The sequence below is a fragment of the uncultured Marinobacter sp. genome, from assembly GCF_947259545.1.
GTDB lineage: Bacteria > Pseudomonadota > Gammaproteobacteria > Pseudomonadales > Oleiphilaceae > Marinobacter.
This window is the reverse complement of sequence record NZ_CAMYMK010000008.1, coordinates 393,420-419,231: the sequence shown is the minus strand read 5'-3', so window position 1 is coordinate 419,231 and position 25,812 is coordinate 393,420. Positions and strand designations below refer to the sequence as shown.

The window sequence follows — 25,812 nt, the reverse complement described above, 5'->3', positions numbered from 1 at the left end:
AGACAAACTGACTACCAACAAAAAGGATCGGCAGGTGGAGCAGTACACTTGGATACCAGCGTTTAAAGCACTCACGCAGTGGATCAAGGATTATGAGGACCGACAACCAGAACTCATCGCAATCCTACAAGAATTGGGAATAAAAAAGGGACTCACCGACAAAAATGAGGCCGGTGAAAAGGTGCCTTTACAAGAAATTGACCCATTTAGCTTTTTTGCCATCTTCATGAAATATGGGGAAGAGAATCGCGCGAAGCTGTTCAAGGAACTGATAGAGCTAATAGGCCTGGATGCACCGCCTCCCACTGATTTTTCCGGCGTGCCAAGTGCTCAGCCGTTGAAGGTTTGGCTTTTTCCATACGCCAAATCTCGGGCTCCAGGAACCATCAGCACACTCTGGAAATTTTTTCGGGATGCGGCCACCTCTGAGGTCGATGGTGAGCAGTTTCAAACTGTGCTCTCAATTAAAGGGACAGGTTTCGCGAAGCTTACCCAGTGTCTATTTTACGCTTACCCGGACATCTATTTACCGGTGGACGGACAAACTCGGCACTGGCTTACCTCGAACGACCTGGAGATTCCAAAACCTAAATGGCAGGACTACAGGCTATGCCTCCAACGTGTCCGCGATCTCACCGACAAGCCATTTTGGGAAATTTCGTACCAGGCTTGGTACGAGAATCAAAGCACGCCATTCAACTCGGAAACCGCAGTTGAGCACCTAAAAAAGGTCTATCCGGGAACCTACTCGGGAACGAGGCATATCGCGGGATTCAAGTGTACGAATGGGAAGCCTATTGCCCTTGATCCTAAACCGAAGTCAGTAAAAATCTTTATTGGGGACAAACCTCCCGAAGAAATCGAACTCGAAAACGTGAGGAAGTACGGCCCGCAAGACACCCGTAACCATCACTTAAAACAACACGCCCCATCCCTTGCAAAGGGTAGTACAGCCTACTTGGTATCTGTGTCATCTATGGACGAGCTGGACACGCTATTAGAGTGGTATGACGAGGAGGATGGCGATATTTCTGAAACCAATTCTGAAGGAAGTTTTCCCCAGAAAGAAGAGAGTAATATGCCTACTGAACCACTCAATCAGATTCTCTATGGGCCTCCGGGAACCGGGAAGACGTACCGTACTACTGATCTAGCCGTCCGAATCGCTGATCCAGTTTGGTACCAAGAAAACGCTGATCGAGCTGAATCCCATAAGAGCAGAGCAGCGATCAAAGCAAGGTTTGACGAACTGGTTCGGTCAGAAAGAATTCAGTTTACGACTTTCCACCAGAGCTTTGCTTACGAGGACTTCATTGAGGGAATAAGGGCTGAAAGCGACCCAGAAACGGGTGAGCTTCACTATCCCGTGCGAGACGGCGTCTTCAAAACCTTATGCAAAAACGCCGACAAAAGAGTAATCGCTCATCAAACCATCTCACCTGAAAGCCTATCGAATCGGGCTATCTGGAAAATGTCGTTGGGCAATTCTCAAACGGCTGAAGCCAGTGAGGTTTTTACTGAGTGCCTTGAGAACGATTATGTACTCTTGGGATGGGGCGGAGACGCTGACTTCTCAGAGTGCGATGACTACGAGTCTGTCAAAAAGCGATACCTCGAGCGCTATCCTTCTGAAAGCCAAGAATACGCATTTCGAGCCGTTAATACCTTTAGAAACCAGGTAAAAGAGGGCGATTTGCTTGTTATTTCGGACGGCAATTCTCGATTCCGTGCCATTGCGGAGGTCACTGCCCAACACAAAAAACTTGGAGATAAGCCTGATTGGTTTCACCAAGCCCGTGACGTCAAATGGTTACAGGTCTACGAAAATTCTCGGCCTGTGAGTGAGCTATATAGCAGCCAATTTACTCAGATGACGCTCTATAAGCTCAAGCACTCCAAACTGAATACGGAGCGTTTATTGGAGATGGTGTCCTCTGAATCGCCGGAGGAGGAGGCACCGCCGCACGTATTAATCGTTGATGAGATTAACAGAGGCAACATCGCCCGGATTTTCGGTGAACTCATTACCCTTTTGGAGCCGAGCAAGCGAGCCGGTGCACCTGACGCGCAATCTGTGACACTGCCCTATTCCAAAGATCAGTTTTCAGTACCTTCCAATGTATTTGTGATTGGCACAATGAACACGGCGGACAAGTCGTTGGCACAGCTGGATTTGGCGCTTCGTCGACGCTTCAGTTTTGTTGAAATGCTTCCGGACCCCAGCAGCCTTTCCGAGGTCACTGTTCACGACATTCCCCTAGATACGCTATTAGATGTAATGAACCAGCGAATCGAGATCCTGCTAGATTCCGACCATCAGATTGGTCACGCCTATTTCATGGAGTTGGTAGGCATGGAATCTGAATCAGAACGACAGGCGGCTCTCCGGCACATATTCCGCGACAAGGTCATTCCCCTGCTCCAGGAATATTTTTTCGAAGATTACGAGCGTATAGGATGGGTCTTGAACGACCCTGCCAAAGCTCCCGAGCATAAATTCATCACTCCAGGAACGACTGGTACTCATGCCTTCACGCGCAACTTAACCGAGCTTTTCCCAGGGGAAATTGCAGAACAGCTGACTGACAACAGGTTCAAAATCAACGAAACCGCTTTCGATGAGGCGAAAGCGTATCAACAGATTGCTGGAGTTTGACGGTGATTCAGGTTCGCGAATACGCCACCCTCACCGCTGATTCTGAGGTCGACCCCAGTATCAATGTCGGGCGGGTTTCAGGTGCGACGTTTGAGTGGCTGATCAACCTGCATAACCAGTGGGAGCAGGATTCCAAGCTCATCATTCGGAATGGCAAGAAGTATCTAAAGCTCGGAAGCTACGTCGGTTACCTCCAAAGCCCTTCCGGTGAAGGCATAGAGATATTACCGAAAACTGAATTCGCATCGCCGGAGGAGCCTGAGCCTCTGCGTAAGCTTTTGCAGGATATGCTTAGGTGCTCTGCGTCTCTCGATGGCCGGGCAGGGGACTCAGCGGACCTCACGCGATCTGAGCTACCTATTCACGAATGGATCATCGCCCAGTTTCTGAATCAGCTGACCACCCTCGTCAAACGAGGTCTCCGATTTCATTATGAAACCATTGAAGAGGAAAGCCGGTTTATTCGCGGCCAGTTGGATGTAGGCAAACAAAGTCGACAATCTCCGGCGCGCGCCACTTGGTTCAACATCCGCCATGACGTGTTCTCTCCCAATCGAACCGAAAACCGTCTGCTGAGAACTGCGCTGGATTACGTGCTTAAGCTCACAAAGAACGCTCAGAACTGGCGGGTAGCAAACACGCTGTCTCACCAGCTGTCAGTTATCGAGCCCTTCAGAAAGCCCCTGCCCCAAATCAGTCAATGGCAGAACACCAAGTTGATGCATCCCTACCGAGCCATAAAGCCCTGGTGTGTCCTGGTTCTCGAACGGCTGAACCCTAACTTTCAACACGGCCTGCACAGCGGCATTGCAATGCTGTTCCCGATGGAACAGCTTTTCGAAAACTATGTGGCTCACCACATTAAAAAGCGGATGCGCTCTGGTGCGTCACTGACTTCTCAAGCGGCAAGCCGGTGGTTGATAAAGCACTCGCCGGATGGCGGCCCTGAGAAATCCTGGTTCCAATTAAAGCCTGACCTGCTGGTGACTTATCTCAGTCGCAAGACTGTCATGGACGCCAAATGGAAACTTCTGGACTCGACACAGAATACATCGGCTGAGAAGTACGGCATTAAGCAAGCTGACCTCTACCAACTCTTTGCTTATGGACACAAATACCAGAATGGGTATGGCCATATGCTGCTGATTTATCCCAAACATGCAGCATTTCAGGAACCTTTGCCTCAGTTGAGTTTCGGCGAGGACCTTCACCTGTGGTGCGTGCCGTTCGACATGTATGAAAAACAGTTGGTTGTTGGCGAGTGGATACGCTTTTTTCCTGCTTTGACGCAACTTATACCAACGGAGCCCGATGGTGCTCAGCAGGAAAGACTTGAATCAATCGAGGACGTCGCTCGAGTGCTCGGAGGTAAAGGCAGCTCAGACCTGGCTCAGCGTCTTCAGCTCCACCTCGGTCTTGACGGTAAACTCACTCTGCTTACTGAGGACTTGCTCTACCAATATTCTGGTGATCAATTCAACGACTGGTCAGATCGGAAACAGGTCGTTGGTTTCGAGTATACCGTTACAGATCGCGCAAGCGGTCAGAACGTTGGTACCGGAATGCTATTCCTGCCCTTCACGACCGAACAACTACTTTACAGACTGGAGTTGTTGCTCAAACGGCACCAACGACAGGTTTCGGGCGCAGTCCCGAAAAATGTTGACGGGGTCATGGCAAAGGTAGAGGAGACACTTCGACTTGCGGTTGTTAATAAATCGCCCAAATCGTAGACAATATGCACAACCCAACAAAAGAGTCGCCCGGTCGGTTTAGGAATCATCGGTGGGGCCGCTGTTCAGCTCGTTTTTCAGGCTCGACAATGCCTCCCACTGATCGGGTGAGTATCCAGCACGAAGAAGCTCTACTGTCTCGACGGGGGCCTCCATGCGGATACCTTCACTATCCGCCTGATAGAGACTGTTCCGAGTTTTGAAGAGTTGGCCGTCCAATTCTTCAAGGACAAGGCTTGTACAACACCAATCGCCCGGTACCCAGCGTCCCTTTCGGTCCTCAACGACAATGCCCCACAACACTCGCTTTTCAAGACGCTCTCCATCTTGAGTGAAATCGACCAGGTACCAGTTTCGGACAATGGTGTCAGCGTTCATTTTAGATCTCCGATGTGTTTTCTGAGATCCTAGCCGCACTCCCGAGAATGTCAAAAAGTTCTTTTCAAACAATTATTTATGGCCAAATTAAGTCGCAATAATCCGAGATTACTAATGATGTCGCCAAAAGGCAGAGTTACTCCTCCAAAACCAAACGCTACGCTTCCAAACATCGCTGGTGGCGGTTAAGTCTCAGCGGTTTTTACCAGTAACTCAGATAAAGATGGTGATACAAATGGCAAACTCAAAAAGTGGATCAAAGAATACCGGCGGACGCGGCCCTTCAACTCATCCTGGCCCTGGTGGCAATTGGCCTGCTACCACGGGCAACAAGTCCGGCAAAGGAAGAGGCAATGCCCGTAGGGGTAAGTAAAAAGCTATCCATAGGTAAGTTCGTCCGGGTACCTCTGAGTACCCGGCGTTATCGAGGAATGGAATGAATAACGAATATGGATTTCCGGCGATTGGAGAGGTGGCAAAGGAACTTTTTGCCTGCGCTGGTTTCCTTCCAACGAAAAATTATCCTTTGGGAATAATCCGATCAGAGACGGAGAAAAAGTCGATACAGACCCGTCTTCAGCGACTTGCGAGAGAAAGTAGCGAACTTCGCAAAAACCTTGATCAACTCTTGGGACTTTTTGAGGAACTCACCAGAGAAACGACCGGCTCAGAGCGATTAGCTCACGCCGTTCGCGAATCGATCATTGATGCCCTGGAGCAGTATCGTGACCTGATTCGTACCCAAATTAGCCACCTCAGTAAGCAAGAAACCTTGCGTTTTTTGCTCCTCACATCGCTACCGGAAAGGGCCATTCTCTCCTACCAAAAGAACGCTCTGATCTTTAATGTTAAGGCGACGGGTTATCAGTTCCCGTCTGATCATACTTGGTGGCTCCCCTCATTCGACAGAGAGGGTATTCAATGGCCCTTAGCCAAGGCTTTCCAATGGGTCTACGAGACTGTAGAGACTAATCAAACAAGATTTCATTTTCCCAACCACGGAATCTACGAGGACCATAGGCTTGATCAGAATTATGAAAATGCATGGCGATGGACTTCGAACAAGAGGTTCCCCTCGCTCAGTGCGATACTGACCAATCTTGATGAATCCATAGATGCAATGCGGGCAACAGAGAACGTCGACTATCAGCGCGAAATCTCTTCCCACCAAAAAAATAATTTCAGAACAGTCTTTGCAATCGCTCGGTTTACTACGGCAGCCTTCCAAAAAATTGAGAAAGCCTATGGACGGGAAGTGCTCTATGCAATCTCAGAAACTTTGCGCAAGCAGAATAGGCGACTTCGAAGGAACCACAAGCGATTCGCGCAAAACCTCGATCAGAAACTGGCAGCAAACAACGTGCGAAGCGCTCAGGCAGTGGACAATGCGTGGGCCCTCAAAACTCGAGAATTTTGGAAGAATCGATCCGACAATCTCATTGCAGGCGCACAACAATTAGCTCACCTACAAAAAACCGATTCAGTGCCGTCCGAGAAGATCCCGAAGTTCAAGGTTTATATCCGCTTGCTCGGTATTCATGGCGCTTACTCTGTCATCATGAATGAAGCGCACGCAAAAGACATCTATCCTCCGATGACTTTTGTTGAGTCGCTCCAAGCTGGCCTGAGGCTTAAAAACCACGCCCATTCATCCTCGGAGATCGACAAGTTGGAGGATACGATCAAAAGAAATGGCGATGAGGCGCTTGGGTGGATCACAGAATGGGCAAGAGCAACCAATCTCTATCGAAAGGAGCAATACTCTGAGGCAGCACCGCATTTCAAAAGAGCCTTCGAGCTAGGCAAATACTCGGCAGGCGAGAGCCAGTATAAGCTGGTGAACCAGTACATTGAGATCTGCGCCAAAGTCCAGAATTGGGAGGAGTTCAAGAAAGGTGTCGCCTGGGCAAAGTACCTTGGATTGTCCACACGGTGGCTACGCGACAGAGAAGAGACTAAGGAAAACCTGAAATTCGCTTACGAACAGCTCAGAATGGCGGTATACCCGATCCTTTAATAGGGGAACACGGTCATTGAGCTAGGTTTGCCTGGCTACTCTCCCTTGCGCCTTCATCGTTTGAGCACAGCCTCAGTAGCTCCTTTCCCAACTCCGTAATCCTCACGTGATTCGGATCTGAAACCCCATCGACTGTATGGGAGATCGAGAGGAGGTTGAGCCTCTGTAAATTACCTACAGAAATGCGAACCTCTTTTTTCGGTTCTGGAATCCCGCTCTGAAACTCATCCAAGGCGGATGCTTCGTCCGGCAGGTACCCGAGATAAAATCCGGGGTTTAGTATGTCCAAATGATGGTTAGGATTTCCGGCTGCGGCTCCGATCAATCTCAAAATTTGCACATCGAGAGATGTCATATCCTCTAGGATGGAAATGAACGCTCGCCGGACCTGAACTTCTATATCTTCGTCAGCTGCGTTCACAAGAACTGTGGCCCACATATCTTGGAGGTAATCGTCCTCTTCAAGCGATGCAGCCTCAACCAGTGGCACGGTGAATTGCAACGGAAGGATGCGGGTTGGAGCAGACAAGCCTCGCTGAGCCAGCTTTTCGTGGGCCTTATGTATCAGATTCAGCTGATTTTCCCATCTGATGTAGCGCAATTTGTCTTCGAAAATACCTACCGCTGTCGCTATGGGTACTCCTGCCACATCCGAAATAAACTTACCCATTTTTTCGACTGCTTGGATTGCGGTACCAGTGGTTTTGGCAACTTCCTGGACTGCCTTAGCCTCCTCAGACATTATTGTTGCCTTCAAGGTTCGCCAGCCAAGTGTTCGAGAGGTTGAGTTCTTTCTTGAGTGAAGCGGGATCTTTGATCTGAGCCATTGAAGTGGTGAGCTTCTCGAAAAGCTCCGGGCTCAACAGGTAACCGACTGGGCGACCTTTCGATACGACAGCGACAGGTGCATCAGCGAAGCAACGAGATGGACCTCGCGAGAATTCTGTGAGAGTGACGTTCTTTGCTACCGCGAATAGCTGTTTGATCGACTCAGTCATTACCCCCTCCTTACTCGTCTGTTGTAGTCGTACCCGCGCACTTAGCCTATCACGTCTTCCCAATGATCCGTCCGAATCGGATTGACCTGCATCTCCCAAATAAGTCATTCAGATTAAGCCCTGCTGCGACTATAGCTCCATCACAATCAATTCAGCCGCGTGTCTCAGTTAAGCTGCTGCCGACGAAAGAGCACCGCCCCGCCCAACTGGTGGTCCGCAGCAGATGTAACCGATAACACAGGTCGATCCTCAAGATATATTACAGTGGCTAGATCCGGAAAAGTGCTTGACAAGTACCCCGACGCAAATCAATGTGGTAGAAGACTTTTAGAGGAGAAACAGAGATGACCGGACCAAGAGTCATTTAATTTCAATTAGTTACATGAAATCACGACGTCTCTCAATATCCGAGAGGCTCGGAGGGTTTCACGACTCACCATTCGTTAAGACCGACCGCTCGACGCTACCATCATCTCTCAGCCGCGCGCCTGTCCGACTGAATCCAGATTCCATATACCGAAAGCTCGCCTTGTCCTGGGCCACAATCCATTTCGACCCAGTTAGTTCCGCGCTCTGCTCTTGGCAACAATAGCTACTTGTTGCAGCTATATTCCTGCTTGGTCAATAGGATTCTGGCTGCCTATCTTTGATGTAACCAAGCGCTGCCAAGGGGCACTTTAGGTGTCCATTAAGACGACACAACAACCTGTCAAACCGGGAATAAGCGAGGAAGATCCATGGAAATCACCCGGCAGGCACTATTTGAAGCAATTTGGTCTACCCCCAGAAAGGACCTTGCATCAGTCTGGAAAATCGATCCAAACACAATTACCCATGCCTGTAAAAGGCATAAAGTCCCTCTGCCGAAACCAGGGCACTGGACGCTCGTGTCGATGGGAAAACCACCCAGCCACCCCATACTGCCAGGAGACCCTAACGTTACTGTTGCTCTCGAAGAAAAAATCCAAAAACCAATCAAGCAAAAGGCTGCTTCCGAGGAGCCCAAAACCGCTACACAGAAGCCTCAGACGTGCGGCCCAATTGCCTCCCTCCCGAACGAATATTCAGGGACGCTTACAGACTCAGTGACGTCCATTTCAGAAGCCCTACCAATCGTCCGAAAGGCGTTTAAAACTTACTCTTCTCCAAAAGCCGTGCGGGATCCCAAATACCAGCACGTGTTACCAGGTTCGGCTGAAATAATCCGAACAGCTGTAATGCCAGAAATGGTGGAAAGAGCGCTTCTGCTTATGGATACCATTCTTCGGGAGTTTCAAAAGAAACACTGGAAGATACAAATCCCGTCAGAAAGAGATCGGAACAAGAACTCAGTATTTGTGGAAGGGGTAGAAATCCTGTTCACGATTACTGAGCATCGTCAGCAAGAAAGAGTGAAATCTGATAGCAAGTGGACGACTTGGGAGTATCGCTACCACAGCACGGGTACCTTGAGATTCCAATTCGGCACATCCTCGTGGATGCATGAAATCAAAGACAACAAGCGAAGGAAACTGGAAGAACGAATTCCGGAAATCATCGACGGCATTTTGGAGGAGGTAGCACGAGTAAAACAGGTTGAAATTCAGAGGAGAAATGAGGAACGCATCCAGAGGTTAGAGAGTCGTCTATCAGACTTGGTCCGTAAAGCTCTTGAACACAACCGCAGGTGTGAGGAGGGACTAAATCGCTGCATGGCGGATTATGAAGAAGCCCTACGGATTAGACGTTTCGTGGAAGCCATGAGAGAAACCGATTGTCCAGGACAACACTCAGACAAGCGGGAAAATTGGCTGAACTGGCTCGAAAGCAAAGCAGATTCATTGGACCCCGCAAAGAGTCAGACATCACTCGACTTCGCGGTTCCCAAAGAACTGGTAGACCAAGTATCTGTGATGATCGAATCCGACCTTGAAGCATATTCACCACTTAAAGAGCTGGACCTGAAGTCGTCGATTGAAAAAGCCGTCCGATGGATAGAACTCCGACAGGGCTTGATGCACAAATGAAACGTGAGAAAGGCTACAGCGCTGGTACAGAATTCCTTACAAGTCGCCTTGTCTTATGCTCATAGTATACGGTCGTTTCTCAGTCGGAACGTTGTGTTTTCTTGACCCAAGCACTGACCTTCTCGTCGAACATGCCACTTGGCATTTTCTCTAGATGGAACTGAACTTCAGGGACTTCATAAAATTCATCTGTAAAGCTGAATTTTCCGTCGTCAGTTATCTCCATTTGCCCATTTGCCAATGCTGTGGAGAGCACTTCCTCGAAGCGTTCTTGGTGGCCATTACTCCAAGTGATCGATAATCGATGATTCACCATCGTCGCCCCCGCCCCGTGACTCGCTACGCCCAACACACCTTTAAAGCTATCACTCGACGCTTCTATGGTCAATTTTTCTATATTTTTCAGTTATTTAATTAACTTGAAAATATATATCGTAACCAAACGGGCGGACAGCTATTGACAAAGAGCTGCTATGAGACTGTAGCACTCTGTAAACGCCAGCCAAAAATTCTCGTAAGCTATTGATTTACAAATAAAAAAAGATATATAACAATTAATTTTGAAATGTCTAATTTCGAATTACGATTTATGAGAAATTTTAAGTCGACAACCGTGCGGCTGTCAGCCGCACTTTGTCTAAAAAGGAATTATGCTAGGCCAGAAGGGTTCGGTCTCAGAAGCGGAAACTTCTGAGTATCGACAAGCTGGGAACTGCCAGTGAAAATAGGTCGGAACTTCATGATCGAGCCCGCCATCGATCAATGGCAGGCTCGATAGAGCTTTGACCTAGTTTTTTATTTCTCCCTCTACAATGCCGGTCTCTACGAGTTGAATGCATTCAGTGAAATTAGTGGCTCTCGTAACCCTTACTAATTTCTCGCCTTCATTAATTGGATTGTCGGGATCTATCCTGAGTACTGACGGATATCTGCATCCGTCGTCCCCTACCTTCTCGCCTTGGACGACTGTGAATTTACTTGATTTAAAGTTTACCTCTACCTGAGGAAGCCAAACGGCATCATCTCCCAGTTGCTTAAAGAAATCCTCTTGGGCCAATGCTGTGGTGGTTGGAAAAAACCACGCAAGGCAGATTAGTTGTAAAGCGAACTTTACTTTACTCAAATATTTCATATCTCACCAAATACTCTCGGCAATTTTCTACAGGCCAGTTACTATCATCCCATTCTCCGATGATATTGGCGGCCACCTCGCTTACGGTTAAACCTTCCCAGGACTCAATGTTATCTACCAATGGCTTCATAGCAGGATGCCGGCCATCAATGTATCTAATATAGCCCAAGGCCTCTTGTCTTGTTGACGCAGTGGCTGATACACCACCAAGGCCCTGACCAACGATCTACAATGTCTCTTCAACAAAGTTGCCCAAGGAACCGTCAATCTCAGGGATGGCAGAAACGACATTCAAATGCGGCGCTTGCGTTATGAACTCCGACAGTGAGAGAAGATCGAAGGAGGCTGCAAGTATGCCAGCGTGGACAATAGTGAGTGGGGACAAGGCGAAACTGTCATCGTTCAGGAAGTCGCACACGATCTGACGGAATGCAAAAGACTTTTCCTCGTTGGGGTCCCTTATCCGGATAGCATCCCAGATTGGATGCGGAAGTCGGACGACGCCTCATAAGCTGAGAGTCTGGAAGTCAGCCCAGGGCAAGGTGATGCCTCTGCTGACACCGACCGGTGGTCTGTGAATTCAGACGGTTGTGAGATCAAAATAAAGATGGTGACTCATTGCTCCGCTGAGTAATGAGTCACCATCTTAATACCAATGTACTGGTTCTATTGTTCCAATCTGGCATTTTTGATTGACCAGCCAAACCTGTATTTCATCAGCGAGGTGGTCGATACTCCACAAAGATCCCCGAATCCCGATATTCGGGCAGGCCAACAATCGAGCGGACGAATGGACGACCTGACCAATCAATTTCTTACGACCAACCAGACCACGCTCAACCTGGCGATTGCCCTGCTTCTGGGCGCAATCATTGGCCTCGAGAGAGGCTGGGGCGCCCGGGAGCAGAAAGCCGGTGAGCGTATCGCCGGCATCCGTACCTTCGCCTTATTGGGGCTTCTTGGTGGTGTTGCCGCGGTACTGACCAGGGAAATTACCGAGTGGGCCTTTCCCGTGCTGCTGATCAGCGTGGTGGCCATGGCGCTGGTGGCCTACAGCGAGCGACTGGCACACATCCGCAATTTCAGCATCACCGGCACCGTGGGCATGGTTCTCACGTTCTGTTATGGCGCCATTGCCGTCGCCGTAGACCCTGCACTTGCCGCCGGAGCAGCGGTTATTACTGCAATTATTCTCGACAACAAGCAGGAGATTCACGATGCCGTGAATCAGCTGAAATCCCGTGAACTGGATGCTGCCCTGAAGTTGTTGCTGATTTCCCTGGTGATGCTCCCCCTACTGCCCGATGAGGGTATGGGCCCCGGCGGCGTGCTGAATCCCTACGAAATCTGGTGGCTGGTGGTGCTCATCGCATCCATTTCATTTGTGGGATATTTCGCCATCCGGTTGGCCGGCATGGGCAAAGGCATCCTGTTCACCAGTCTGTTTGCGGGTCTCAGTTCATCCACGGCGCTGACGCTCCATTTTGCCCGTCAGGCCTCAACGGCACCCAATCTGAGCCCCCAGTTTGCGAGCGGTACGCTGATCGCCTGCGGCACCATGTTTCCCCGCATTCTGGTTTACTGCGCACTCATTAATCCGGGGCTCCTGCCTATGCTCCTGTGGCCGGTACTCGTCATGTCAGCGTTACTGTATGGCCCCGCACTGCTGATCTGGAAGCGCCATGAAAGTCGCCTGGACGTGCCGCAACCGGAGCTCACCCAGAACCCCCTGGACCTTAAATCCGCCTTCCTTTTCGGGCTACTGTTGACGATCATCCTCGTGCTTGGGGTGTATCTGGAAAACTGGCTGGGAAATGCCGGGATTCTCTTTCTCGCAGCCACGTCCGGGATAGCCGATGTGGATGCCATCACGCTGTCACTCACCCGCATGTCCCTGGAGTCGATTTCCATGCAGACCGCCGTCGTTGGCATTGTGATCGCCGCCGCAGTCAACAATCTGGTCAAAGCGGTTATGTCTGCGAGCATAGGCGGGAAAGAGATGGGCTTTATGGTCGGAGCCCCCATGGTGCTATCGCTCCTGGCGGGACTTACGGTTGCCTGGCTGCACTAGTATTGCTGGTGTTCTGGCCGATCAGCGGGCACGGCGGAAGGTGAGGTTGTAGCGTAGATCCCCAGTCAGCGGGTGCTGTCCCGGCTTGAGCCGAAGCACTCCATGATAGTTCATCCGGGCCGACCGGCCCCACACCACCACATCGCCACTGGTCAAAGTGGTGTTCACCGGGCGGTCACGGCGTCTGGCACCGCCCAGCTGAAACGTTGCCGGAACCCCGAGCGAAACGGAAACGATGGGCTGGCTGAAATCTTTCTCGTCCTTATCCTGATGCAGGCCCATTTTGGCACCGGGCTGGTATCGGTTGATCAGGCAGGCATCCGGATCAAAACCCCGATATCCCGCTTCCATTGCAGCCCCGGTCGCCAGATCCCTGAACACCTTCGGCATCGCCGGCCACGGAAGCCCGCTGTCAGGATCGGTAGACTGGTAGCGGTATCCCGAGGTGTCCGTCACCCAGCCCCACTCTCCGCAACAGGTCATCGCAACCGACATGGTATGACCACCCGGTGTCTGCATGCTCCTGAATGGCGCCTGAGCGGCAATACTGGTAATGGCAGCCAGCAGCGCCTCTTCCTGCTCAAGCGCGAAATGTCTCAGGACGACAGCATCGTCAACAATGACCTCAGCCCAGGGGGCCGGACGATCCCCGGCAAACAGATCGGGTGTTATAGAGAGAGACTTTTTCATAACATTCAAAGAAAAACCGCGGTTCAGGGACTACCTTTATACGATCAGAATACGTTTTTTCTGTCGTTCAAGGATCATAGATGTCGGCCAAACACCAATCGGCCCAGGTTTCACTGGCTTTCCTGATCGCTTCGGCCATTACCCTGGGCATGCTCACTCTAACTATTGTACTCGTTGGTCAAAGTTTTCGTGGCATGGAAGCGGCCAAAGTCTCTGCCGCCAGCGCCACTGCGAAACAACTGGCGGTCAGCGTCGACGACCGCATCCGCGCCATTACCGGGCCGCCGGCTGCCGCACTTGCGGTGCTCGGCCATGATCCACTCGCCGCAACCGACAACCTGAAACAGCGACTGACGCGCTTGCCGGTCATTGCGGATATCCTCACCAGCAGCGATATCGTCAGTGCCGTGTATGCAGGGTACGGCAACGGTGACTTTTTCCTGTTGCGGAAGGTCCGCGAGAGTGAAGTATCCCGCTTCCCGGACGCCCCGGAGAACACCCGCTTCCTGCTGCAGACCATCACCCGGGACAACGAAGGCGGTCGACATCCGGAGTGGCACTTCTACGATCAGGACCGGAGCCTGATCTCCCGCGAGTATCCGGAATCCTATGAGTTCGATCCCCGGGTCCGGCCCTGGTATCAGCAGGCCAGGCAATCCGGTGTCACCGAGCTAACCGATCCCTATGTGTTCTTCACCACCCGCGAAACGGGGCTGACACTTTCCCGCCGGGCCACGGGTGATGGCGACAGCGGCGCGGTATTTGGCGTGGATGTCACGGTATCGGACCTCAGCCATCAACTAGCCGAACTGAGGCATACGCCGGGTACACGAATTGGCATCGTAAACCGGGACGGGGAGGTGCTGGCCTATTCCAACACAGATCAGTCTCTCAGCACCGACACCACCGGGGCAGGACCGGTCCAGGTAGACAACCTGCCCCATCCTGCACTGGCAGATGCCATGACCCATGCCCAAACAGAAGGCGATAGTCAAGGTGTCAGCCGCTACACCTCCGCGAACAGGGACTGGTATGGAATGACTGAACCACTGGCGTCCCTCGACGGAGAAGACCTGACTATTGCAGTAGCCATCCCTGCCGACGAGCTGCTTGCTGACGTCTGGAGCGCCCTGTCACGACAGACGGTGATCGCTGGTGCCATTGCCCTGCTCTTGCTGATCATGGGCTGGCTACTGGGCCGCCGGGTGGGGAAACCCCTGGAGAGGCTGACCGACCGGGTCAGTTCCCTGTCCCGCTTCCGATTCGACACATCGATCAAAGTAGATTCCCACATCCGCGAGGCCCGGAAACTCAGCGTAGCGCTGGACGACATGGCCAGCACCATTCACAGCTTCCAGAACATCGCCACCGTCCTGAACCGGGGGCAGGACCTGAATACGCTGCTCCGTGACATCCTCGACCAGATTGTGCACATCGTCGGCCAGGATCGGGGCGCTATCTACCTGTTCAGCAGACAAAACAGCGAAATGACCCTCGCCGTCGACAGGGATCTCAATCTACCGAAGACGGTCACCGATATCACCAACGACGCGGACGACAGTGACATCATCAAACACCTCCGACAGCACCTGCCAGGACACCCGGTATTCGCCATTCTCCGTAACCGGCAGAAACAGCTGATCGGCGCCATGGTTATTGAAATGGAACACGGGGACCACACCCACCTCAGTGACGACCTGATTGTTTTCGTCGATGAAATAGCCGGCTCCGCCGCCGTCGCCATTGAAACCCGGGAGCTGATCGAGAGCCAGCAGGCCTTGCTGGAGGGCATTATCCGCCTGGTGGCCAACGCCATCGACGCCAAATCACCCTACACCGGCGGTCACTGTGACCGGGTCCCGAGACTGGCCCAGATGCTCGTTAACGAGGCAGAGAACAGCACAGAGGCCCCCTTCACTGATTTCCAGCTCAACGAAGAACAGCGCTACGAATTCCACCTTGCCGCGTGGCTGCACGACTGCGGCAAGATCACCAGCCCCGAGTACGTGGTGGATAAAGCCGTCAAGCTGGAAACCATCCACAACCGCATCCATGAAGTCCGCACCCGCTTCGAGGTACTGCACCGGGATGCCGAGATCACCTGTCTGACCGCCATCCTGGACGGACATGACGCAGATCAGGCGCGGCAGCAGCGGGATCAGGTGCAACAGACCCTGCAGGAAGAGTTTGCCTTTATTGCCAAAGCCAACATCGGTGGCGAGTTCATGGATGAGGCCGACATTACCCGTATCCAGAGCATTGCCAAGCGCTCCTGGCTCAGACATTTCAGCGACCGACTCGGGCTATCGAGTGATGAAAAACAGGCTCTGGAGGGCGCTCCTGAAGAGTCCCTGCCGGCAACTGAGGCGCTGCTGGCCGACAAGCCATCACACCTCAGAGAATGGGGAGATCAGGTACCGCCCGTGCAGAAGGACGATCCCCGCAACCGTTGGGGATTCGATATGAAATTGCCGGAATACGCGTCCAACCGGGGGGGAAATCCACAACCTGACGATTGCCAAAGGCACCCTGACAGACGAAGATCGGTTCAAGATCAACGAGCACATCGTCCAGACTATCTGCATGCTCGATGCCCTGCCCCTGCCCGACCGCCTGGCCAATGTGCCACACCTTGCAGGCACCCATCATGAGCGGATGGATGGCAAGGGCTACCCTTGCAAGCTCTCCAGCGATGACATGGGCATCCCCGAACGCATCATGGCGGTGGCGGACGTGTTCGAGGCACTGACAGCCGTCGACCGCCCCTACAAGGAAGGTAAAACCCTCACCCAGGCCCTGAACATCATGGCGCGGATGGTGGAGGACGGCCACATTGATCGCCCAGTGTTCGAGTTATTCGTCCGCTCTGGAACCTACCGTCGCTATGGAGAACAACACCTTAGGCCAGAACAGATAGATGAGGTTGATGAAAGCCAATTCATGAAACCTGACTGAAAACCCGTATACTTTGCGCCTTATCTATCGTTTTTGAAGGGATACCCATGCTGTTTGCAATCATAATTGGTGGTCTGATCGGGTACGCGTTCGGCAAATTCCCCGGTTTTATTATCGGCGCGGTCCTCGGTGCGTTTCTTGTAAAACGACTCAAAAGCCGCCTGCTGGGCAAGCTTCAGAGCTTACAGATGGGCTTCGTGGACTCGGTTTTCGCTGTCATGGGCGCCCTGTGCAAGGCCGATGGTGTCGTCAGCCGTGATGAAATCCAGATGGCGGAATCCCTGTTCGTTCGCTTTCGGCTTTCCGAAGAACAGAAAGCCTCCGCGAAGGCCGCTTTCAACCGGGGCAAGGAACCGGATTTTGACCTGGAAGCGGAACTGAACCATTTCCTGCGGATCAGCGGTGGACAGCCGGCACTGTTGCAGATGTTCCTCCAGGTTCAGGTATCGGCCGTCGCGGCCGACGGAGAGGTACATCCCGCCGAGCATGAAATGCTGGTGCGAATTGCCCGGGGGCTGGGGCTGCCGGAAAGTCAGGTGGATCAGCTGGAGGCCATGCTTCGCGGCGCCCACGCCGGTCAGGCAGGTGGCCCACGTCCCTCATCGGCACAGCAGGTCGACGATGCATATAAGGCACTCGGGGTATCCCCATCCGCCAGCGATGCGGAAATCAAGAAGGTCTACCGCAAGCTGATGAGTGAAAATCACCCGGACAAACTGGCAGGGCGCGGGCTACCTGAAAGCATGCGGGAAATGGCCGAGGAGCGGACACGGGAAATCAGCCACGCCTACGACGTCATCAAGGAGGCCAGAAAATGACTGTGCGGGAACAGCCTGACAGCATTAACGCCTTTCAGGACGATGCCCTCGGCAATCACGATGCCACCGCTCTGGCAGATCTGATTCGCCGGGGCGAACTGTCCGTAGCCGAAGTCACTGCAGCCGCCATCGCCCGCTCACGGCAGGTTGAACCGCTTATTCGGGGCACAGTGCATGAGGCCTTTGAACCGGCCCGGAACCACACACCGACCCGCGGCTTCTTCCATGGGGTGCCCACCTTTATCAAGGACAACACCGATATTGCGGGCATGCCAACCCGCCACGGTTCAGAAGCTGTGCCATCCCGGACGGCGACAAAAACCAGTCCGTTTGCAGAGCAGATGCTGGCTCAGGGTTATGTGTGCCTGGGCAAGAGTACACTGCCGGAGTTCGGTTTCAACGCATCCACCGAGCACGCCAGCGCGCCGCCTTCGCGAAATCCCTGGAATCTCGCCTATTCCACCGGCGCCTCCTCCGGTGGTTCTGCCGCGCTGGTTGCTGCTGGCGTAGTCCCTATTGCTCACGCTAACGACGGTGGTGGCTCAATTCGCATACCTGCGGCCTGCTGCGGGTTAATCGGCCTGAAACCCAGCCGTGGTCGCCTGGTGGACAATGACGCCGCCAAATCCCTGCCCATCAACATAGTCAGTGACGGCGTGGTAACCCGCAGCGTGCGTGATACCGCCCGCTTTTACGCCGAGGCGGAGAAGCACTATCGCAACCGCAAGCTGCCGCCGATGGGCATGGTCGAGGGCCCGTCACAGCGCTCAATGACCATCGGCCTGGTACTGGATTCCCTCAACGGCCACGCCACGGATCGGAAAACCCGGGAAACGGTAGAGCACACCGCTCGTTTACTGGAAGGCATGGGGCACCGTATTGTTCCGATGGATGTGCCCATTGCGTCGTCGTTCCCGGACGACTTCGCGCGCTACTGGGGCATGCTGGCGTTCGGCGTCAAGGCCAACGGCCGCAAGCTGATGCACCCGGAATTCAATAAATCCCGGGTAGACAGTCTGACCAATGGCCTCGACAGAATGTTCCGCCGGCAGTTCTATAAACTGCCAGCTACGCTGTGGCGGCTACGCCGCAGTTACCACGACTATGCCAAAGCAGTGGCCGGCTTTGACGCCATCCTGACCCCGGTCCTCGGGCACACGACACCTGAGATCGGTTACCTGAACCCGGAGCAGGACTTTGACACACTGTTTGAGCGGCTCACCCGCTACGTCAGCTTCACCCCCCTGGCAAACGCCACCGGCGCTCCGGCGATCTCGGTCCCCATGGGGCAGACCGACAACAACCTTCCGGTTGCCGTGCATTTGATGGGACGCCACGGTGGTGAACAGACTTTGCTAGAGTTGGCGTATTCGCTAGAGGAGGAATATTCTCTCTACTATGGATGACAGCGAAACCTTTGTGAGCTACCACAAGGCCCTGATGGAGTTAAGTCACGATTCGGGCTTTATCAGGCAACAAAGACACCAAAAACTTTCCGCGTTAGCGTCCCTTTGTGGTCGCCTGCTGGGGGTTGAGAGGGTGAGTGTTTGGTTCTTCCATCCAGGACGGGACCGCATTACCTGCGAATGCCTTTATGACATACACGAGGAACCCGGAGCCCGCCAGCAAAATGTGTCATCGACCAACAAAGATCTGAGCCCCGTCAACCTCTACCGTTCAGACCATCCCAATTACTTTCAGGCCATCAGCGAGGAACGGATTCTCGCGGTCAATGACGCTCGCAACGACCCCCGCACTTCCAGCTTCAAATCAAACTACCTGCCATCGGTGGGGATTCACTCCATGCTCGATGCCCCGGTATTCGATGGTTCCCGGCTCAGCGGCGTGGTGTGCCTGGAAGCCTGTCACCCACGAAACTGGACGTTGCCGGAACTCTCGTTTGCCATATCCATTGCCGACACCATCAGCCTGGTCAACATCTACGAAGCCTGGATGAGTTCACAAAAGGCGCTGGATTTTATCTCGCGGTTCGACACGCTCACCGGCCTCCCCAATATTGATTCCCTCAAGGAACGGGTAGTTCACCTGGCGAAAAAGGTCCTCAAACGCCAAAAAGGCAGCTTGGCACTGATCTGGATCGACGTGGACCGCCTGAAAGCCATTAACGACGGTTTGGGGCCGCAGGCCGGAGACAGCGTTATCGCAGAGCTTGGTCAACGCCTCAAAACACTGCGGCTTGAGGGCAAAGACATGCTGGCCCGCATCGGTGGCGACGAATTCGCAATGCTGATCCGCCACCAAACACATGCAGAAGCCCTGAATCACGCCGCTGACCAGATTCTGAGGTCCATAGAACAACCCATCCGGGTGTCGGGTCAGTCCCTGGGTATCAGTGCCAGCCTGGGCATCTGCCTTCTCCCGAAAGACTGTGTGGAACCGCAGGAACTGTTGCGCGGCGCAGAAGCCGCCATGTACCACGCAAAGAATCTGGGACGGGCGCAAGCTACCGTTTTCGATTCCGCCATCCGGATCACTGCGCAATCAAGATTCGCACTTGAGCGGGAACTGCGATCAACCATCAGCAATAATGCCCTGGATGTTTTCTACCAGCCCATTGTTGATCAAGCGGGAAAGAACTTGGTCTGCATGGAAGCTCTGGTTCGCTGGAATCATCCCCTGAGGGGATGGCTATCGCCGATTGAGTTTCTGGACATTGCCCGTGGCAGTGGCCTGATGTACGCCCTGGGCGAGTGCGTGCTGCAACGGGTCTGTGAAGACTGGTCCGAAGCTTCATCATCAGGCATCCAGCTGCCAACCATCTCGGTCAACTTGTCTGCCGAGCAGGTTCTGACGGTTGACTTGCCTGATCGGATTGAGGAAATTTGCGCCAAACAGAAAATGCCGGTCAGCGCCCTTCAGTTTGAAGTCACCGAAGACTCGATCCAGGGCGACTCCGGAATTATCGAGAAAGTTCTGGAACGGCTGGTCAAGGCCGGAGCCGAACTGGCCATTGATGATTTCGGTACCGGCTATTCGTCATTGTCCCGCCTCAAGAGCCTGCCGTTTTCCCGGATCAAGATCGACCGGTCATTCATCAAAGACCTCCCGAATGACGAAAACGATTGCGCCATTACGCTGTCTATCATAGGTTTGGCCAGAGGCCTGGGGCTCTCTGTCGTGGCCGAAGGTGTCGAGAATGAGTCCCACGAAGCGTGGCTGCTGGAGAGAGGTTGCGACTACCTCCAGGGCTACCGGTACAGCAAACCGCTCCCGTTTACCCAGATCATTGACCGCTATTACTCCGGCTGATCCGGCAGGGTAAAGCCGGGAAAGACAGACAACACCTCAAGGAAGCTGCTTTCCGGCGGCGCACTGATAGACATCGCCTCCCCGGATGCAGGATGCTGGAATTCCAGGCGGGTAGCTGCCAGCATTAGCCGCCCCTGTCCGAATCTCTCCGCGAAATAACGATTGTGCCGGCCCCGGCCATGATTGGCATCGCCAATGATCGGATGATGGATGTGCTTCATGTGCCGTCGAAGCTGGTGTTTTCGACCGGTTTTAGGGCAAAGCTCGACCACAGCGTATCGGCTGGTCGGATATTTCTCGATGGCAACTGGTATCTCCGTGGTCGCCAGCGTTCGGTAGCGGGTTAACGCTTCCCTGACCGGCTGTTCAACGCCCCGGAGGCGTCGATCTTCCGACTCTTCCCGCAACGGGTGGTCAATCTCTCCGCTCTCCGCCGGCCAGCCACGCACCATTGCAAGATAAGTCTTGGACACGTCGCCGGACATCATCGCAAGACCCAGCGTGCGTGCCGTGTCTCTATCCCTGGCAAACACTAGGATCCCGGATGTAGGCCGGTCCAGTCGATGCACCGGATAGACATGCTCCCCACCATTCAACGCCCGTGCATACTGCAGGGCAAATTCAGTTTCATGCCGGTCTATGGGGCTTCGGTGTACCAGCAGGCCCGCCGGTTTGTGGACCACCAAAAGCTGGGTATCCCGGTACAATTCAGTCAGCGGGTTGCGCTCGAACGTCATCGCCCAATAATCCCCCTGACTCTGTGCCCTACCCGGTCGCCCAGAACCAGCAGCGCCGGGGTGAGCAACAGCGTCAGTATGGTCGCAAAGGTCAGGCCACCGGCAATAGCGCTGGACAGCTGGGTCCACCACTGGGTGGAGGGTGCCCCGATTCCGAGGGATGGGGTCAGCAGATCCACGTTGATGCCCAGCACCATAGGCATCAGACCCAGCACCGTGGTGACCGCCGTCAGCAATACCGGCCGCATACGCAGACAACCGGTTTCCAGTGCCGCCTCATAGGCTGCCATCCCGCTTTTTCGCATCCGGTTGTAAGTGTCGATCAGGATGATGTTGTTGTTCACCACAATCCCGGCCAGGGCAATGATCCCCATGCCCACCATAACAATGCCAAACGACTGACCATTCAGCAGCAATCCCAGCAGGACACCTGCTGTGGACAGCACAATTGCAGACAGGATCAGGAAGGTCTGGTACAGAGAATTGAACTGGGTCACCAGTATCAACAGCATCAACGCAATAGCGACCAGGAAAGCGGAGGTCAGGAAGTTGGCCGCCTGCTGCTGGTCCTCGTTTTCGCCACCCACTTTGATCGTCACACCAGCCGGAGGCTCCGGCATTTCCGCCTGCAGGCTGCGCAGCAATTCATCAACCCGACGCCCGGGCTCGATATCGGCTTTGATGGTCACCGTGCGCTGACCATCCACACGGACAATGCTACCGGTCTTCGGCGCCGGCTCCAGGGAAACAAACTCCGACAACGGGGCCTGGCCACGGCTGGTGTGGATGGTTTGACGCTGGAACTGATCGAGTTCGCGCCAGTTGTTCGGAACCCGGACCGCGATATCCACCTCATCCCGCACATCTTCCGGGCGGTAGGTAGCCAGAACCAGCCCATTGGTAATCAATCGCACGGCGCTGCCAACACTCAGCACGTCGGTACCAAAACGCGCTGCGGCTTCACGATCCACCTGCAATCGCCATTCAATGCCCGGGAGGCTGCGGTCATCCTCTATGTCCACGAATCCGCCCATCGTGGACATGCGTTTCTGAATCTGGTTCACGTAGTCATCAAGCACGTCACTGCTCATGCTGCTCACTTGCAACTCAACGGGTTTCCCGCCCGCCGGGCCACCTTCCTGTTTCCGGAATTCAAGTTGAATGCCCGGGATGTCGCTTGTCCGTTCCCTGAAATCCTCGAGAATGTCGTTCGCCGGGCGCCGGGTAAACCAGTCGGTAAACTGGAACTGCAATACACCGATCACGTCAGGGGCCATCCGATTGCCAGCACTAACCATGGAACGTGCATACAGCGCTTTCACTTCCGGCATGCCCTGGAGGCGTTGCTCCACTTCACGAACGATACTGTCCCGTTCCCAGATTGACAGATCTCCCCGGGCCCGGACCTGCACCTGAGCGGAATCGGGTTCAACCTCAGGGAAGAATTCGACACCATGATTGAAGTAGGCATAGGCGGCGTAGATCACCACGATCAACCCCAGCACGCCCAACAGGGTGAATCCCGGGCGGTTGAGCAAGACAGCGAGGAGTTTCCGGTACCCGTCCATCATGGGCCCGCCACCCACCGCCTGCCGGGCTCTCTTACCGCCACTGGCAGCCCCGAGAACCGGCAGGAATACCAGGGCCATCAACAGGGATGCGGTCAGGCAGATAATCACGGTGGTGGGCAGGAACTTCATGAACTCCCCGACTACGCCCGGCCAGAACAGCAATGGTGCAAATACCGCCAGGGTGGTCGCGGTGGACGCAATGATCGGCCACGCCATACGACTTGCGGACTCAGCCCAGGCGGCTCGAACCCCCATGCCGTCGGACAGGTTCCGGTCTGCCAGCTCAGACACCACGATGGCACCATCCACCAGCATCCCCGCCACCAGGATCAGACTGAACAGAACGACGATATTGAGGGTCAGCCCCATTCCCCAGATCACCAGAATGCCTGTCAGAAATGCGCCGGGAATGGTCAGGCCAACCAGAACCGCAGAGCGCGGCCCCATGGCGGCAATCACCACAATGATCACCAGTACGATGGCGGTCAGCACGTTGTTCAGTAGGTCACTCAGGATGTCGCGAACTTCGGTGGACTGATCCATGATGTAGCGAACATCCAGCTCATCGGGCAACTCGGAATCCGCAGCTTCAATCAGCGCCCGGACCTGGGCAACGGTTTCAATGATATTGGCGCCGGTCCGTTTGGACACCTCCAGGACCAGCGCCGGTTCGCCATTGATACGGGCAAACCCTCTCGGGTCTTTGAAGGTCCGTTGCAACATGGCGACGTCACCAAAGGTAATAACCGTATCGCCGTCCACCTTGATGGGCATGGACATCACATCTTCGATGTTTTCAATCACCCCGGGTACTTTCATCGCCATGCGTCCGGCACCGGTATCGAGACTGCCAGCGGCCACCAACTGGTTGTTGCGCGTAATCAGCGTAGCAAGCTGATTGAAATCGACCCCGTAGCTTTCCAGCACCTGGGGATCCACCACTACTTCCAGTTGGTCTTCACGGTCGCCGCCGATCTCCACCTCCAGAACTTCCGGTATGCCCTCAATGGCATCCTGGAGTCGTCGCGCAATGGTGATCAGCTCGCGCTCCGACAGGGGACCGGAGAGCCCGACGGAGAGCACCGGAAATAACGAAACATTGATCTCGTTAACTCGGGGCTCGTCCGCTTCCTGGGGAAGTTTGGTGCGGGCGGTGTCGACTTTCTCCCGCACATCCTGAAGGGCTTTATCCGGGTCAAAGCCGGCATCAAATTCCAGGATAACGGACGCATGCCCTTCGGATGCCGTTCCCTTCATCTCCTTGATGCCTTCCAGGGAGCGCAGTTCCTGCTCCATGGGTCGGACCAGCAAGCGTTCACCATCTTCCGGACTGATCCCCTCCAGGGTCATGGAGATATAGATCATCGGTATGGTGACGTCCGGATTGGCTTCCTTGGGGATACTGTAGAAGGCCGCGATCCCGCCGAGAATCAGGAACGTGAGGGTCAGAAGGCTGGTACGGCTGCGATCAAGGGCCGCAAATATCAGGGTCCGCATGCTGTTCAGCCCCGGTCACTTGAACGGTCAACCGGGTGTACTTCCTGCCCGATAGACACAAAGCCACCACCGCGGGTAATCAGCTGGATCTCGTCCGGCAGTCCGCTAACCCAGGCACCATCGGTGGTCACGCTCAGCAAGGTGACATTACGGAACACCACCCGATTGCCGTCATCCACATAACGCACACCCGGGCGACCGTCGTCCCCCAGTGACAGATAGGCCGGAGAAATAAAGGTGGCCCGGGTTTCGGGCAAGGCAATCCGCAATGTGGCACTACCACCCGCCACCCGTTTGAGATCCGGATTTTCTACTGTCACCTCAACCTCAAAGCTGCGGGTTTGCGGATTGGCCGCACTGGCTACAAAACTCACCTCACCTTCCAGGGAACCGCCGTTGATCAAACGGATATAAACGCTTTGACCTTCCGCTACGTCTCCAACCGATTGCTGGGGTATCTGTCCGGTCGCCTTGAGGCGGTCTACCTGGACCAGTTCAAACAGTGCCGTACCCGGCTGCACCAGATTGCCCAGGTCCACATGGCGACGATTCACAATGGCATCAAACGGTGCCTTCGGAGTGAGATCGTTAACGGCATGGCGAACCTGCGCCAATTCCGCACGGGCTGCGGACAAATCACTCTCCAGCCCCAGGATATCCGACTGGCTCGCCAGGTTGCTGGCGCCAAGCCGGCGAGCGGCAGCCAGATCGGCTTCCAGCTTCCGAACCCGGGCCTGCCACCGTTCAACACCTGCCCTGCGACCATCGTCGGACAGACGCAACAATGTCTGCCCCTGTTTCACCCGTTGGCCCTGGTCCACCGCCAACTCTTCCACCGTCCCGCTGACTCCGGCGCTGATGGACACTGTCCGCCAGGGTTCCAGTTGCCCCTGCAGCATCAGTCCGGGCTCGTAGAGACGAGCCCGCAGGGTTTCCACCTCAACGCTGGGTGGCTCGCCGGCATCGACTTCCTCCATATCCGGAGCTTCCTGTTGCGCGACCTTTACCTCGCCACTGACCAGCCAAAGCACGAGTGCAATGATTACCAGTAATGACAGCCCAAGGGAGCCCCACCTGCTCTTGCTCATGTTCTTCTCGTTTGTTGCGCATACATTAAGGAGTCAAACGGTAGCACAAAAAGATGGAATCAGGGGTTGCGCTGGCCTTCATTGCTGGGTTAACTTTTCACTATCGTAAACAGAGTTTGAGCAAGCGCACTTATCTCATGAACTTCAACGCTGTAATCGTCCTTGTGAAGCTGGTCCTGGTGGTCGTGGTACCGT

At 54.1% G+C, this 25,812-nt stretch carries 19 protein-coding genes; 10 read left to right on the top strand and 9 right to left on the bottom strand.

Going from position 1 to position 25,812, the window contains the following annotated elements; genetic code table 11:
* Positions 1–34 precede the first annotated feature (34 nt).
* Positions 35–2,656, top strand: a complete 2,622-nt coding sequence (locus Q0Y21_RS13645) for an AAA family ATPase (protein WP_297796515.1) — start codon at positions 35–37, stop codon at positions 2,654–2,656.
* A gap of 2 nt (positions 2,657–2,658) precedes the next feature.
* Positions 2,659–4,389: an McrC family protein gene (locus Q0Y21_RS13640; protein ID WP_297796513.1), complete on the top strand. Its 1,731-nt coding sequence runs from the start codon at positions 2,659–2,661 to the stop codon at positions 4,387–4,389.
* Between the two features lie 39 nt (positions 4,390–4,428).
* Here Q0Y21_RS13640 and Q0Y21_RS13635 read toward each other — a convergent pair whose 3' ends face one another.
* The gene (locus tag Q0Y21_RS13635) at positions 4,429–4,767 is read right to left on the bottom strand and encodes a hypothetical protein (protein ID WP_297796512.1); all 339 of its coding nucleotides are present in this window, start codon (positions 4,765–4,767) and stop codon (positions 4,429–4,431) included.
* 436 nt (positions 4,768–5,203) lie between these two features.
* On the opposite strand from Q0Y21_RS13635, the gene Q0Y21_RS13630 reads away from it, so the two are divergent.
* The gene (locus tag Q0Y21_RS13630; RefSeq protein ID WP_297796510.1) at positions 5,204–6,784 is read left to right on the top strand and encodes a hypothetical protein; all 1,581 of its coding nucleotides are present in this window, start codon (positions 5,204–5,206) and stop codon (positions 6,782–6,784) included.
* 13 nt (positions 6,785–6,797) lie between these two features.
* Here Q0Y21_RS13630 and Q0Y21_RS13625 read toward each other — a convergent pair whose 3' ends face one another.
* Both Q0Y21_RS13625 and Q0Y21_RS13620 read right to left on the bottom strand, forming a co-directional pair.
* Entirely contained in the window at positions 6,798–7,526 is a 729-nt protein-coding gene (locus Q0Y21_RS13625; RefSeq protein ID WP_297796509.1) for an Abi-alpha family protein, read from the bottom strand.
* Positions 7,519–7,782: a hypothetical protein gene (locus tag Q0Y21_RS13620; protein WP_297796507.1), complete on the bottom strand. Its 264-nt coding sequence runs from the start codon at positions 7,780–7,782 to the stop codon at positions 7,519–7,521. The genes Q0Y21_RS13625 and Q0Y21_RS13620 overlap by 8 nt, the downstream gene beginning before the upstream one ends.
* 737 nt (positions 7,783–8,519) lie before the next feature.
* On the opposite strand from Q0Y21_RS13620, the gene Q0Y21_RS13615 reads away from it, so the two are divergent.
* Complete coding sequence (locus tag Q0Y21_RS13615) at positions 8,520–9,788, top strand: hypothetical protein (protein ID WP_297796506.1); 1,269 nt, start codon at positions 8,520–8,522, stop codon at positions 9,786–9,788.
* Between the two features lie 79 nt (positions 9,789–9,867).
* Here Q0Y21_RS13615 and Q0Y21_RS13610 read toward each other — a convergent pair whose 3' ends face one another.
* Together Q0Y21_RS13610 and Q0Y21_RS13605 are read right to left on the bottom strand one after the other, a co-directional pair.
* Complete coding sequence (locus tag Q0Y21_RS13610; RefSeq protein ID WP_297796504.1) at positions 9,868–10,176, bottom strand: hypothetical protein; 309 nt, start codon at positions 10,174–10,176, stop codon at positions 9,868–9,870.
* 399 nt (positions 10,177–10,575) lie between these two features.
* On the bottom strand, positions 10,576–10,920 hold the full coding sequence (locus Q0Y21_RS13605; protein ID WP_297796502.1) for a hypothetical protein: 345 nt from the start codon (positions 10,918–10,920) through the stop codon (positions 10,576–10,578).
* Between the two features lie 790 nt (positions 10,921–11,710).
* Here Q0Y21_RS13605 and Q0Y21_RS13600 point away from each other — a divergent pair.
* Complete coding sequence (locus Q0Y21_RS13600) at positions 11,711–12,991, top strand: MgtC/SapB family protein (RefSeq protein WP_297796500.1); 1,281 nt, start codon at positions 11,711–11,713, stop codon at positions 12,989–12,991.
* Positions 12,992–13,012: 21 nt separating this feature from the next.
* Here the strand turns inward: Q0Y21_RS13600 and alkB are convergent, their stop codons facing one another.
* Positions 13,013–13,681, bottom strand: coding sequence for a DNA oxidative demethylase AlkB (gene alkB / locus Q0Y21_RS13595; protein ID WP_297796498.1), 669 nt, complete (start codon positions 13,679–13,681; stop codon positions 13,013–13,015).
* A gap of 80 nt (positions 13,682–13,761) precedes the next feature.
* Here alkB and Q0Y21_RS13590 point away from each other — a divergent pair, with 80 nt between their 5' ends.
* Genes Q0Y21_RS13590 through Q0Y21_RS13570 form a run of 5 tightly spaced genes read left to right on the top strand, consistent with a single transcriptional unit; the run spans position 13,762 to position 20,724 of the window.
* On the top strand, positions 13,762–16,332 hold the full coding sequence (locus Q0Y21_RS13590; protein WP_297796496.1) for a phosphodiesterase: 2,571 nt from the start codon (positions 13,762–13,764) through the stop codon (positions 16,330–16,332).
* Complete coding sequence (locus tag Q0Y21_RS13585; protein ID WP_366517689.1) at positions 16,235–16,636, top strand: HD domain-containing phosphohydrolase; 402 nt, start codon at positions 16,235–16,237, stop codon at positions 16,634–16,636. Before Q0Y21_RS13590 ends, Q0Y21_RS13585 begins: the two co-directional genes overlap by 98 nt.
* A gap of 47 nt (positions 16,637–16,683) precedes the next feature.
* On the top strand, positions 16,684–17,454 hold the full coding sequence (gene djlA, locus Q0Y21_RS13580; protein ID WP_297796492.1) for a co-chaperone DjlA: 771 nt from the start codon (positions 16,684–16,686) through the stop codon (positions 17,452–17,454).
* On the top strand, positions 17,451–18,860 hold the full coding sequence (locus tag Q0Y21_RS13575) for an amidase (RefSeq protein ID WP_297796490.1): 1,410 nt from the start codon (positions 17,451–17,453) through the stop codon (positions 18,858–18,860). The genes djlA and Q0Y21_RS13575 overlap by 4 nt, the downstream gene beginning before the upstream one ends.
* On the top strand, positions 18,853–20,724 hold the full coding sequence (locus Q0Y21_RS13570; protein WP_297796489.1) for a sensor domain-containing phosphodiesterase: 1,872 nt from the start codon (positions 18,853–18,855) through the stop codon (positions 20,722–20,724). The genes Q0Y21_RS13575 and Q0Y21_RS13570 overlap by 8 nt, the downstream gene beginning before the upstream one ends.
* On the opposite strand, the gene Q0Y21_RS13565 is transcribed toward Q0Y21_RS13570, so the two are convergent.
* From Q0Y21_RS13565 to Q0Y21_RS13555, 3 genes are read right to left on the bottom strand one after another with little or no spacing between them, the layout of a single operon-like run.
* Positions 20,712–21,461 (bottom strand): pseudouridine synthase, encoded by a 750-nt coding sequence (locus tag Q0Y21_RS13565; protein ID WP_297796487.1) that lies wholly within the window; start codon positions 21,459–21,461, stop codon positions 20,712–20,714. The genes Q0Y21_RS13570 and Q0Y21_RS13565 overlap by 13 nt on opposite strands.
* Positions 21,458–24,529, bottom strand: a complete 3,072-nt coding sequence (locus Q0Y21_RS13560; protein WP_297796485.1) for an efflux RND transporter permease subunit — start codon at positions 24,527–24,529, stop codon at positions 21,458–21,460. The genes Q0Y21_RS13565 and Q0Y21_RS13560 overlap by 4 nt, the downstream gene beginning before the upstream one ends.
* A gap of 5 nt (positions 24,530–24,534) precedes the next feature.
* A complete protein-coding gene (locus Q0Y21_RS13555; RefSeq protein ID WP_297796483.1) occupies positions 24,535–25,617 on the bottom strand; it encodes an efflux RND transporter periplasmic adaptor subunit in 1,083 nt (360 codons plus the stop codon).
* Positions 25,618–25,812 lie beyond the last annotated feature (195 nt).